The organism is Trinickia symbiotica, assembly GCF_002934455.1.
In the GTDB taxonomy this organism is placed as follows: Bacteria; Pseudomonadota; Gammaproteobacteria; order Burkholderiales; family Burkholderiaceae; genus Trinickia; species Trinickia symbiotica.
The window spans coordinates 563,394-576,660 of sequence record NZ_PTIR01000001.1; the positions used below are offsets into that span (position 1 = coordinate 563,394).

At 65.7% G+C, this 13,267-nt stretch carries 7 protein-coding genes; all 7 read left to right on the plus strand.

Going from position 1 to position 13,267, the window contains the following annotated elements; all coding sequences use genetic code 11:
* Positions 1-456 precede the first annotated feature (456 nt).
* The 7 genes from B0G57_RS02585 to B0G57_RS02615 all read left to right on the plus strand — a co-directional run bounded on the left by B0G57_RS02585 (position 457) and on the right by B0G57_RS02615 (position 13,199).
* Positions 457-1,836, plus strand: a complete 1,380-nt coding sequence (locus B0G57_RS02585) for an MdtA/MuxA family multidrug efflux RND transporter periplasmic adaptor subunit (protein WP_018439027.1) — start codon at positions 457-459, stop codon at positions 1,834-1,836.
* Between the two features lie 18 nt (positions 1,837-1,854).
* The gene (locus tag B0G57_RS02590) at positions 1,855-4,980 is read left to right on the plus strand and encodes an MdtB/MuxB family multidrug efflux RND transporter permease subunit (protein WP_018439028.1); all 3,126 of its coding nucleotides are present in this window, start codon (positions 1,855-1,857) and stop codon (positions 4,978-4,980) included.
* Between the two features lie 16 nt (positions 4,981-4,996).
* Entirely contained in the window at positions 4,997-8,278 is a 3,282-nt protein-coding gene (locus tag B0G57_RS02595) for an efflux RND transporter permease subunit (protein WP_018439029.1), read from the plus strand.
* 241 nt (positions 8,279-8,519) lie between these two features.
* On the plus strand, positions 8,520-8,888 hold the full coding sequence (locus B0G57_RS02600; protein WP_020566004.1) for a hypothetical protein: 369 nt from the start codon (positions 8,520-8,522) through the stop codon (positions 8,886-8,888).
* Between the two features lies 1 nt (position 8,889).
* The gene (locus B0G57_RS02605; RefSeq protein ID WP_018439031.1) at positions 8,890-9,480 is read left to right on the plus strand and encodes a YMGG-like glycine zipper-containing protein; all 591 of its coding nucleotides are present in this window, start codon (positions 8,890-8,892) and stop codon (positions 9,478-9,480) included.
* Between the two features lie 415 nt (positions 9,481-9,895).
* Positions 9,896-11,656: a putative bifunctional diguanylate cyclase/phosphodiesterase gene (locus B0G57_RS02610; protein ID WP_399277690.1), complete on the plus strand. Its 1,761-nt coding sequence runs from the start codon at positions 9,896-9,898 to the stop codon at positions 11,654-11,656.
* 88 nt (positions 11,657-11,744) lie between these two features.
* Entirely contained in the window at positions 11,745-13,199 is a 1,455-nt protein-coding gene (locus B0G57_RS02615; protein WP_018439033.1) for an HDOD domain-containing protein, read from the plus strand.
* Positions 13,200-13,267: the final 68 nt, after the last annotated feature.

The window sequence follows — 13,267 nt, forward strand, 5'->3', positions numbered from 1 at the left end:
CTCTTTCCGTCCGCTAAGTCAAGAAAAATTTTACCGAATTGCTGACAGGGATAGGCTTTAAGGAAACCTTTACACCCGCAGTACTCGGTAATTTTTACCTAATCACGCAACGAGCCATCGCCCATATTGGCAGACGATGCAATAAACCGCCCACTGGCTTTTGCCTTGTCCCACTTTCGGCTCACCGCTAGCATTGCCCGAATCGGCGAGGCGCGTCGGCTGCGCGACTCGTAGCCTCGCCAAACGACCGCACGCGCGCCCACGATCGAAACGTATCCGTAACCTGTCGAAAGAAACGTAACTGGACGATCGAACGCGGCGCGACGTAGCATCTTGCATTCGCAGCGGCGCCACGGCGCCTCATGAACGACGCGCGGTCAGCGGCGCGGGGCAGGTGGCTTGTCGGTGCGTTGAATCCGCCGCGCCCCCCTCAATACCATTGCGCTCGCTCAATCGATGGCCGAACAAGACAATCCGACCGACACCCGCCCTGCTCCCGCACGCCCCACGCAGCAGCCGGAAGGCGAGCCCGCCTCCGCCCGCGCGAGGCCGACGCGCGGCAGGCTCGGCGCGCTCGTCGCCGCGATCGTGATCGCCCTGCTGCTGCTCTTCTGGTGGCATCCGTGGAGCCGCACGAGCCCGAACGCAGCCGGACCGGGTGCGGCGAGTGGCGCGCGCGCGGGCCGCGGCGGCCCCGGCCGGCTCGCGAACATGCCGCAGCCTGTCCAAGTAGCGACCGCGAAGGCCGGCGAAATGCCGATCGTGCTGACCGCGCTCGGCACCGTGACGCCGCTCGCGACCGTCACCGTCAAGACGCAGCTCGCCGGCTACCTGCAAGCCGTCGAGTTCCGCGAAGGCCAGATGGTCAAACAGGGCGACGTGCTCGCGCAAATCGATCCGCGCCCTTATCAGAACTCGCTCGCCAACGCCCAAGGCGCGCTCGCCAAGGACATGGCGCTGCTTCAGGAAGCGCGCATCGATCTGAAGCGCTACCAGACGCTGCTCGCCCAGGATTCGATCGCGAGTCAGCAGGTCGATACGCAGGCGTCGCTCGTCAAACAGTACGAGGGCCAGGTCAAGTCCGATCAGGCGAACATCGACACCTACAAGCTCGATCTCACCTACGCGCGCATCACGGCGCCCGTCTCGGGCCGCGTCGGCCTGCGCCAGGTCGATCCCGGCAATTACGTGACGCCCTCGGACGCCAACGGCATCGTCGTCATCACGCAGTTGCAGCCGATCAGCGTCATCTTCACGACCTCTGAAGACAACCTGCCGCAGATCGTGAAGCAGATGAGGGGCGGCGTGAAACTCTCGACGACGGCCTACGACCGCAACAACACGGCGCCGCTCGAGACCGGCTACCTCGATACCTTCGACAACCAGATCGACACGTCGACGGGCACGATCAAGCTGCGCGCGATGTTTCCGAACAAGGATCTGTTGCTCTTTCCGAACCAGTTCGTCAACGCGCGGCTGCTCGTCGATACGCTCCATGACGCCGTCATCGTGCCGACGTCCGCGGTACTGAACGGCGCGTCGGGACAGTTCGTCTACGTCGTGAAGCCCGACGATACCGTCACCGTGCGCCCCGTCAAGGTCGGGCCCGTCGACGGCGAGCGCACGAGCATCGCTTCCGGACTTGCCGTCGGCGAGCGTGTCGTCACGGACGGCTCGGATCGTCTGCGCGAAGGCGCCAAGATCACGATCCCCGCCGAGCATCCGCCCGCGGCATCGGGGGCGTCGGGCGTGCGAGCCGCTTCCGGCGCCGCGGCCGAAACGGGTGCGTCGCACGCGCACGGCCAGCGCCGGCATGCGCACCAACCCGGTCAGTAAAGTGAGCGCCGTCGCCGCATGAACCCTTCCCGCGCTTTCATCCTGCGCCCGGTCGGCACCGCCTTGCTGATGGCGGCGATCATGCTCGTCGGCCTCGTCGCGCTCCATTTCCTGCCGATCTCGGCGCTGCCCGAAGTCGACTATCCGACGATCCAGGTCCAGACGTTCTATCCGGGCGCGAGCCCGGAGGTGATGACGTCGTCGGTGACGGCACCGCTCGAGCGGCAGTTCGGTCAGATGCCGTCGCTCAATCAGATGGCGTCGCAAAGCTCGGCGGGCTCGTCCGTCATCACGCTGCAGTTCAGTCTCGACCTGCCGCTCGACGTAGCGGAGCAGGAAGTGCAGGCCGCGATCAATGCGGCCGGCAACTTGCTGCCGTCCGATCTGCCGGCCCCCCCGATCTATGCGAAGGTCAATCCGGCCGACGCGCCGATCCTGACGCTCGCGATCACCTCGAAGACGACGCCGCTCACCGACATCGAAAACCTCGTCGACACGCGGCTCGCGCAAAAAATCTCGCAGGTGGCGGGCGTCGGGCTCGTCAGCATCAGCGGCGGCCAGCGCCCCGCCGTGCGGATCCAGGCGAATCCGCTCGCCTTGGCCTCCTACGGGCTCAACCTAGACGACCTTCGCACGACGATCTCGAACCTGAACGTCAATACGCCGAAGGGCAATTTCGATGGCCCGACGCGCAATTACACGATCAACGCGAACGATCAGCTGACGGACGCCAACGCCTATCAGGATGCCGTCGTCGCCTACCGCAACGGCCGGCCCGTCATGCTCACCGATGTGGCGAAAATCGTCGATGCCGCCGAAAACACGAAGCTCGGCGCGTGGGTCGGCACGCCGCAGGGGGTCGAGCCGGCCGTGCTGCTCAACGTGCAGCGACAGCCGGGCGCGAACGTGATTCAGGTCGTCGACAGCATCAAGCGCCTGCTGCCCCAGCTGCAGGCGTCGCTGCCGGCCTCGCTCGATGTCTCGGTCGTGACGGACCGCACGACGACGATTCGCGCGTCGGTACGCGACGTGCAGTTCGAGCTCGCCATGTCGGTCGTGCTCGTCGTGCTCGTCATGTATTTGTTCCTCGCGAACGTCTATGCGACGATCATCCCGAGCCTCTCGGTGCCGCTGTCGCTGATCGGCACGCTCGCAGTGATGTACCTCTGCGGCTTCTCGCTCGACAACCTCTCGCTGATGGCGCTCACGATCGCGACCGGCTTCGTCGTCGACGATGCGATCGTCATGATCGAGAACATCGCGCGCTACGTCGAGGACGGCGATACGCCGCTCGAGGCGGCACTGAAGGGCTCGAAGCAGATCGGCTTCACGATCATCTCGCTGACGGTCTCGCTGATCGCGGTGCTGATTCCGTTGCTCTTCATGGGCGACGTGGTCGGCCGTCTTTTTCACGAGTTCGCGATCACGCTCGCCGTCACGATCGTGATCTCGGCCGTCGTCTCGCTCACACTCGTGCCGATGATGTGCGCGAAGCTTCTGCGCCATACGCCGCCGCCCGAAAGCCGCCGATTCGAGGCGAAGGCGCATGCCGTCATCGATGCGATCATCGCGCGCTACGGCGTCATGCTCCGATGGGTGCTCGCGCACGAGCGCGCGACGCTCGTCGTCTTCGCGCTCACGCTCGTGCTCACGGGCATCCTTTACGTCTTCGTGCCGAAGGGCTTCTTCCCCGTGCAGGACACGGGCGTCATCCAGGCCATCACGCAAGCGCCGCAGTCGATTTCGTACGGCGCGATGGCCGAGCGGCAGGAAGCGCTCGCGAGCGCGATCCTGCGCAATCCGAACGTCGAAAGCCTGACGTCGTTCATCGGCGTCGACGGCACGAACATCACGCTGAACAGCGGCCGCATGCTGATCAATCTGAAACCGCACAACGAGCGCAGCGAAAACGCGACGCAGATCATCCGCGACATCGAGAGCGACGTCACGAGTGTGACGGGCATCACGCTTTACATGCAGCCCGTGCAAGACCTGACGATCGATTCGACGGTGAGCCCGACGCAGTATCAGTTCATGCTGACCGACCCGAACCCGGACGAATTCGCGGCCTGGGTGCCGAAGCTCGTGCAGCGCCTGCAATCCGCGCCCGAGCTCGCCGATGTCGCCACCGATCTGCAGCAAAGCGGCCAGTCCGTCTACATCGAGATCGATCGCGGCACCGCAGCACGGTTCGGCATCACGCCCGCCACGGTCGACAACGCGCTTTACGACGCATTCGGCCAGCGCATCGTCTCGACCATCTTCACGCAGTCGAACCAATACCGTGTGATTCTCGAAGCCGACCCGCGCATGCAGCACTACACCGACGCGCTGAAGTCGATCTACCTGCCTTCGTCGACGGCGGCGAACGGTCAGGTGCCGCTCACGGCCATCGCCAAGTTCATCGAGCGCCCCGCCCCGCTGCTGGTCTCGCATCTCGGGCAGTTCCCCGCGACGACGGTGTCGTTCAACCTCGCGCCGGGCGCCTCGCTCGGCGCCGCCGTCAAAGCGATCGAGGCAGCCGAGCGCGATATCGGCCTGCCCGCCTCGTTCCAGACGCGCTTTCAAGGCGCGGCGCTCGCGTTCCAGGCGTCGCTTTCGAACGAGCTGTTCCTGATTCTCGCGGCCGTCGTCACGATGTACATCGTGCTCGGCGTACTTTACGAGAGCTTCGTGCATCCGATCACGATCCTCTCGACGCTGCCTTCGGCCGGCGTCGGCGCGCTGCTCGCGCTGATCGTCTCGGGGCACGACCTCGACATCGTCGGCATCATCGGGATCGTGCTCTTGATCGGCATCGTCAAGAAGAACGCGATCATGATGATCGACTTCGCGCTCGAAGCCGAGCGCGAGGAAGGCAAGTCGTCGCGCGAAGCGATCTACCAGGCGTGTCTCCTGCGCTTCAGGCCGATCCTGATGACGACGATGGCCGCTCTGCTCGGCGCGCTACCGCTGATGCTCGGCACCGGTGTCGGCTCCGAGCTGCGTCATCCGCTCGGCATCGCGATCGCGGGTGGCCTCGTCGTGAGCCAATTGCTGACGCTTTTCACGACGCCCGTCATCTACCTCGGCTTCGATTCGGTCGCACGCCGTCTGCGCGAGCGATTCGGCCATCGGCCCGCGGCCGGTGCGAGCGACGTCTAGCGCGCGAGGCGACGCCATGAACCTCTCGCGGCTTTTCATCTCCCGTCCCGTCGCGACGACGCTGCTCGCGCTCGGCGTCGCGCTCGCGGGCATCTTCGCATTCGGCAAGCTGCCCGTGGCCCCACTGCCGCAGGTCGACTTCCCCACCATCTCGGTGCAGGCGCAGATGCCCGGTGCAAGCCCCGACACGATGGCGACGAGTGTCGCGAGCCCGCTCGAGCGACATCTGGGGCAGATCGCCGACGTCTCGGAGATGACATCGCAAAGCTCGGTCGGCTTCACGCGGATCACCGTGCAGTTCGGACTGAACCGCAATATCGATGGCGCCGCGCGCGACGTGCAGGCCGCCATCAACGCCGCGCGCGCGGATCTGCCGACGAGCCTGCGCAGCAATCCGACCTATCACAAGGTCAATCCGGCCGACGCGCCGATCCTGATTCTGGCGCTCACCTCGCCGACGCTGCCGGCCGGCAAGCTCTACGACGCGGCCTCGACCGTGCTGCAGCAGGCGCTTTCGCAAGTCGACGGCGTCGGCGAGGTCGATGTCTCGGGCTCGGCGAATCCCGCGGTGCGCGTCGAGCTCGAGCCGCAGGCCCTCTTTCACTACGGCATCGGCCTCGAGGATGTGCGCGCGGCGCTCGCGTCCGCCAATGCGAACAGCCCGAAAGGCTCGATCGACTTCGGCGATCGCCGCGTGCAGCTCTACACGAACGACCAGGCCTCGCAGTCCTCGCAATACAAGGACCTCATCGTCGCCTATCGCAACCACGCGGGCGTCAAGCTGTCGGATTTGGGCGAAGTCGTCGATTCGGTCGAAGACTTGCGCAATCTCGGCCTCATGAACGGCCAGCGCTCGGTGCTCGTCATCATCTACCGGCAGCCCGGCGCGAACATCGTCGAAACGGTCGATCGCGTGATCGGCATGATTCCGCAACTGAAGGCCTCGCTGCCCGCGGCTATCGACGTCACGCCGGTTTCCGATCGATCGATCACGATCCGCTCGTCGCTCAAAGACACCGAGCGCACGCTGCTCATCGCCGTCGCGCTCGTCGTGACCGTGGTCTTCCTGTTCCTGCGCAACTGGCGCGCGACGCTGATCCCGAGCGTCGCCGTGCCCATCTCGATCATCGGCACATTCGCGGCGATGTACCTCGTCGGCTACTCGCTCGACAACCTTTCGCTGATGGCGCTCATCATCGCGACAGGCTTCGTCGTCGACGACGCGATCGTCGTACTGGAAAACATTTCGCGGCATATCGAGGAGGGGGTGCCGCCGATGCGGGCCGCCTATCTCGGCGCGCGCGAAGTCGGCTTTACGGTGCTCTCGATCAGCATCTCGCTCGTCGCCGTCTTCCTGCCCATCCTGTTGATGGGCGGCATCGTCGGCCGGCTCTTCCGCGAGTTCGCGGTCACGCTTTCGCTGGCGATCGGCGTTTCGCTGCTGGTCTCGCTGACGGTGACGCCGATGATGTGCTCGCGGCTTTTGCGCGCGCCGCGGCCGCGCGAAAAGGAGGGTCGGCTCGCGCGCCGGCTCGAGAGCGGCTTCGAGCGGCTCGCGCGCGGCTATGCGCGCACGCTCGGCTGGGCGCTCGCGCATCCGCGCCTCGTCGTCTCCATTCTGCTTGCCACGATCGCGTTGAATGTCTATCTGTACGTCGCGGTGCCGAAGGGATTCTTCCCGCAGCAGGATACCGGTCGCCTGATCGGCGGCCTCGTCGCCGATCAGGCGACATCGTTCCAGCTCATGAAGGTCAAGTTCGGCGAGATGATGCAGATCATCAAGCGCAATCCCGCCGTCGACACGGTCACCGGCTTCACGGGCGGCCGCCAGACGAACTCCGGGTTCATGTTCATTTCGCTCAAGCCCAAGAGCCAGCGCGAGATTTCCGCGGACGAGGTGATCGCCCAGTTGCGCGGGCCGCTCTCGCACGTGGCGGGCGCGCAGACGTTCCTGCAGGCCGTGCAGGACATTCGCGTCGGCGGCCGGCAATCGAATGCGCAATATCAATTCACACTGCTCGGCGACTCGACGGCCGAGCTTTACAAGTGGGCGCCGCTGCTCACCGAGGCGCTCAAGCATCGCCCGGAGCTTGCCGACGTCAACTCGAACCAGCAGCAAGGGGGGCTCGAATCGCTCGTGCAGATCGATCGCACGAGCGCCGCGCGCCTCAAGATCTCGCCGTCGCAGATCGACAACACGCTTTACGATGCGTTCGGCCAGCGGCAGGTATCGACTATCTACAATCCGCTGAACCAGTATCACGTGGTGATGGAAGTTGCGCCGCGCTATTGGCAAAGCCCCGACATGCTCCGCCAGATCTATGTCAGCACTTCTGGCGGGCAGGCGAGCGGCACGCAGTCGAGCGGATTCGTCGCCGGCACGGTGGCGGGGTCGTCGTCGGCAAGCGGCGGCTCGACGTCGGCCGCTTCGATCGCGGCCGACACAGCGCGCAATCTCGCCAACAACTCGATCGCGGCGAGCGGCCATTCGAGCGCGTCGACGGGCGCGGCCGTCTCGACTTCCCAGGAGACGATGGTTCCGCTATCGGCCATCGCCTCGTTCGGTCCCGGCAACACGCCGCTCGCGGTCAACCATCAGAGCCAGTTCGTCGCGACGACGATTTCGTTCAATCTGCCGCCCGGCAAGTCGCTCTCCGACGCGACGCGCGCCATCGACGAAACGATGGTCGCCATCGGCATGCCGCAGACGATCCACGGCAGCTTCTCGGGCACGGCCCAGGCGTTCCAGCAGTCGCTGACCGACATGCCGCTGCTCATTCTGGCCGCGCTCGCCGCCGTCTATATCGTGCTCGGCATCCTCTACGAGAGCTACATCCATCCGATCACGATTCTGTCGACACTGCCCTCCGCCGGCGTCGGCGCGCTGCTCGCGCTGCTGCTCTTTCGCACGGAGTTCAGCATCATCGCGCTCATCGGCGTCATTCTGCTCATCGGCATCGTCAAGAAGAATGCAATCATGATGATCGACTTCGCGATCGAAGCGTCGCGCCAAGGGCTCTCGTCACGCGACGCGATTCATCGCGCCTGTCTGTTGCGCTTCCGACCGATCCTCATGACCACTTGCGCGGCCATTCTGGGGGCGCTGCCACTCGCGTTCGGCAATGGCGAAGGCGCCGAGCTGCGCTCGCCGCTCGGCATCTCGATCGTCGGCGGGCTCATCGTCAGTCAGGTCCTCACGCTCTATACGACGCCCGTGGTCTATCTCTACATGGATCGCCTGCGCGTCTGGCGGCAAAGCCGCCGCGGCGGCTCGCTCGCGCGCGGGCAAACGAGCTGAGCCCGCACGGAATTTCCCGGCGGACTCGTTCGTTTTTGTCAAAGAGTAAGCAGTTGAAACAATTGTGAAGCGGCCGGTTATGGCGCCGCTCCGGAGATTGGCATAGCCTTCAACTGTGCCAGGCGGCTGTTCTCGAGGTCGGTCCCCCGACAAAACCCGGGAATTCTCGGCTCGATACGCCTGCCTAAGCATTGGGTGCGCGACGTAAAAGCGCACAGCTCATCGAAAAAGGAGAAGGATCGTGCGATGGCGAATCGCTGCACTGACGCTTGCGGCCATGGCGGCCGTATGTCTCAGCGGAACGGCCGAAGCGGCGCGCTGGCGTGTCGGGGTCTTCGTTGGCGGGCCGGTCTGGTATGGGCCGGGACCTTATTACTACGCGCCACCGCCTTACTACTACCCGCCACCCGTCGTCTATGGACCGCCCGTAGTCGTGCAGCAGCAGCCCGACGTTTATGTCGAGCGCTCGCAGAACGAGGGCGCCGCACCGGGCTCGTCGTCGGGGACGTGGTGGTACTGCCCGGCCGCGAAAAAGTACTATCCCTACGTGAAGGAGTGTGCGAGCGACTGGCAGGAGGTGCCCGCCACGCCGCCCGCACCGACCCGCTGACATGAGCAAAACGATCATGCACTCCCTGGCCCCGCGCGCGAAGCGCTCCCCACCGGTCGCGCTCGCCATGCTCGCTGGCGCAGCGGGCCTTGCGGCCCTTGCCGGCTGTACGGTCATGCCGTCCGGTCCGACCGTGATGGCCCTGCCCGGCACGGGCAAGACGTTCGATCAATTCCGCGCCGACGACGCGTCGTGCCGTCAATATGCGTTTCAGCAGGTCGGCGGCGTGAGCACGCAACAAGCCGCGAACAACAGCGCCGTCGGCAGCGCCGTCGTGGGCACGGCGGTCGGCGCCGCGGCCGGCGCGGCGTTCGGCGGCGGCCAAGGCGCTGCGATCGGCGCGGGTGCGGGGCTGCTCGGCGGTAGCGCGATCGGCGCCGGCAATGCCCAAGGCTCCGCCTACGGCATCCAGCGCCGCTACGACTACGCCTACGTTCAATGCATGTACGCGGCCGGCGATCGTGTGCCTATGCCGCGCGGCGCGGTCACCTACCGGGAACAATATCAAGGGCCCCCGCAGGCGGCCGTGCCGCCGAACTACGTGCCGCCGCCCCCCGATACTCCGCCGCCGCCTCCGCCACGCGGATACTGACCGCACGCCCCCTCCCCTCCCCGTCGCGCCCGACGGCTCTCACGCCCGTCGGCGCGGGACTTTATTGCGCGTCAACGATCAGGGGCCGACGATGGATGCTTGTCCGCCCACTGCTTGGTCACCGCCAGCGCATCTACCGGTCATGAGGCTTCGCTGGCATCTCGACTGCGGAGCGAACTCCGGGGCGCATTAGCCTTACAAATCCTTCCATTCGGGCAAAATCTCTAAAGAAACCCGCGACAGCGCCGATAATTCGGCTGTTGGAAGGCATCGCGTCGAGCGCTCGACTTCGCGCCCCCAGCCCGGACCCAGTCGTCTACGAGAACCAATGCAAGAGAAAAACACCAGCGCCCCCCGCCGCCCAACGCTGCGCGCGGCGATCGATCTGCTACTGCGCCGTGGCGGCGCGGCGCGGATAGCCGCCCGTGGCGGCGAGACGAGCGGGAGCGATCAGGGCAACGCGTTCGTGGCCAGGCTCGAGCACATCGTCGGTACGGTCGACTTTCTCGCCCACGTCGACTCGAATCTGCGCTTCGTCTACGTCTCGGAGGCAAGCCTGCGCTTCATCGGCTACCGGCGCGAGTACTTGCGAGCCGTGACGCTGCACGAGCTCGTCGCGGCGGGCGATGTGGCGGCGTTCGACGCGCTCGTCGCGCGCGCGTCGCAGACACGCCAGGTCGAGCGGGCAACGCTGCACCTGATGAAGTCGCTCACGTACCCGATCTCCGTCGAGCTGCGCATCGTGCCGAGCACGCACGAAGGCACGCCCGGCTTTGCCGTCTGCGCGTTCGACGTGACGAGTTGGCGCGCGAACGAAGAGCGCCTCATCTACGAGCTCCACAACGACCGCATGACGGGCTTGGCGAACGGCACGGCCCTCGCCGAACGGATCCGGCTCGCGCAGGAAGAAGCCGACGCTAAGCGCACCGCCGCGGCGCTCCTGCTCGTCGATCTCGACGATTATCAGCGCGTCAACCGCGCGCTCGGCTACGACGCCGGCGACGCGCTGCTGCGCGATACGGCGCAGCGGCTGGCCGGGCTCGTCTCGCCGGGCGAGACGCTCGCACGCCTGACGAGCGACAAGTTCGCGGTGCTGTTGCGCGCGGCCACGCGCGACGACGCCGCAGCCGCCGCCGAGGCGCTCGGTCGCCGCTTCATGACGGCCGTGCAGCAGCCCTACACGTTCGACGGCCAGCCCGTGCATCTCTCGGCGAGCATCGGCATCGCGCTTTATCCGGAACCCGGCGCCGACGATACGCGGCCCGGCCATCACGCCCAGTTCCTGCGTCGTGCCGATCATGCCCTCGTGCAGGCCAAGGCCTCGGGCAGCAACACCCTGGCGTTCCATGCGCCGAGCGCCGATCCGGCCGATGCCGAGCGCCTGAAACTCGAGGCCGACCTCTACGACGGCGTGCGCAACGGCGAGTTCGCGCTGCATTTTCAGCCGATCACGAGCAGCACGAGTGGCGGCGTCGTCGGCGTCGAGGCGCTGATCCGCTGGCATCATCCCGTGCATGGGCTCGTGCCGCCCTCGACGTTCGTCCCCCTCGCCGAATCGATCGGCCTCATCAACTATCTCGGCAACTGGGTGCTGAAGGTCGCCTGCATGCAGCTCGTGCAATGGGACGCTCAAGACATCGCGCTGCAATACGTCGCCGTCAACGTTTCGCCGCAGCAGTTCCGCGACCCGAATTTCACGCAAAACGTGCGCGACGCGCTTGCGCTCACCGGGCTAGACGCTCGCCGGCTCGTGCTCGAAATCACGGAGAGCCTGCTGATGCAGGACCCCGCCCATGCGAAGGTGCTGCTCGAGGAGTTGACCACGGCCGGCATCCGCTTCGCCGTCGACGACTTCGGCACGGGCTACTCGAGTCTTGCTTATTTGCAACGTTTTCCGCTCGCCAAATTGAAGATCGACCGCAGTTTCGTCGAGAACCTGCTAACCTCTCGCAACGATCAGGCGATCGTATCGGCCTTGGTGGGGCTCGCGCAAACGCTCGAACTCGAGCTCGTGGCCGAGGGCGTGGAAACGGAAGCGCAGCGGGAACTCCTCACCGAGATGGGCTGCAACCATATCCAGGGATGGCTCATCTGCAAGGCGCTGCCTTCCGAGGAGCTCGCTCAGCGCTTCACATCGCGGACGTTGCGCCTGCACGAAGCCGACGCGTTGATATAAAGGCGTCACGCGGCAACGCGCGCGAGCGGTTCGCGAGCGTTGCCTCATATAACACTAAGTTGCATATGGTTTTGACGAGATCGACGACATGTTAAAGGCCGCGCTGCTCGACAAGTTGTGGGCGCGCATGAGCGAGCGCGGCGACTTCCCGATGCTGTCGCAGTCGTTGCGCACGACGATGGCCGCGATGAAGAACGACGATCTCGACTTGACGGCCCTCGTGCAGGTGGTGCTGTCCGACTTCGCGCTGACGCAAAAAGTCCTGAGGCTCGCCAATTCGGCGATGTACATGGCGTTCGGCGGCAACATCACCACGGTGACGAGAGCGCTCATGGTGCTCGGCATGGATGCCGTCGGCCATCTCGTCGTCGGTCTCAAAATCGTCGATCATTTTCATCAAAGCGCGCCGCATCGCATCGACGCCAAGCTCGAGTTGAGCCGCACGATGCTTTCGGGTTGCGTGGCGCGCAAGCTGACCGAGCGCATCGACTTGCGCGCCGGCGAGGAGGCCGTCGTCTGCACGCTGATGCGGCAGGTGGGCAAGCTGCTCGTCGTCTGCTACCTGGAAGCCGAATGGGATGCGATCCGCCGCGAGGCCGAGAGCGGCACGCTCGACGAAAGCGCGGCCTGTTCGGCCGTTCTCGGCGTGAGCTTCGAGGAGATCGGCCTCGAGGCCGCTACGCGCTGGCGGCTGCCCGACATGATTCGCGCCGGCATGGGCACCTACGAGCCTGACGCGGATGAACCGCAGCAGGTTCAGTGGCTGCGCGCCGTCACCAACTTCTCGACCGAAGTGGCCGACGCGCTCACCGCGCCTAGCACGGCTGCGGATAGTGTCGAAGCACGGCTCGCGCAGCTCGCGCAGCGCTATGGCCACGCACTGTCGACCGAACCCGAAGCGCTCGTCGCCACGAGCATCGCGCTTGCGCGCGAAGAAGCCGGCGAAGGCGTCATGCGCGAGATCGACGAACTGCGGGCGAGCGCCGCGACGATCGCGCGGGCCTCGGTCGACGCCGAGACGCGCATCGCGGCCGGCATCGAGGATTTGCGCGCGCTGCCTTCGGAGAATGCGCTCGCGCCCGTGCTCGCCCTCGCCTCGGAAACCGTGCTAGCGAGCCTCGGCTTCGCGCGCACCGTCGTCTTCGTGCGCCAGACCACGGGCGTTTTCAAGGCCCGGCTCGGCTTCGGGCGCAACGTCGATCAGGTCCTGCCGATGCTCCAGTTCGACGAGGCCTTCGAACCGGACGTCTTCCATCTCGCCATCGCGAACTCGGTCGGGATCTTCATCGAAAACGCACAGGATTCGAAGATCGTCGTGCGATTGCCCGCGTGGTACCGCGAGGCGTTCGCGGACGCCCGCGCGTTCGTGCTGCTGCCTGTCGCGGCGAACCAGTCGACGGTTGCGCTGCTCTACGGCGATTGGCTCCATGAGGAGGAGCCGCGCAAGATCTCGCAAGTCGAAATGAGCGCGCTCAACGAGCTGGCGCGCGAACTCGGCCGCTTCTTCAATCGCGCGCCGACACGCGAGGTCGAAACGCTCTGAGCAACGCGCCGCAACCTTGCTTGCGTCCCTCGGGGGGCGTGACGCGAGGCGCGAGATTCGGGAGCGCT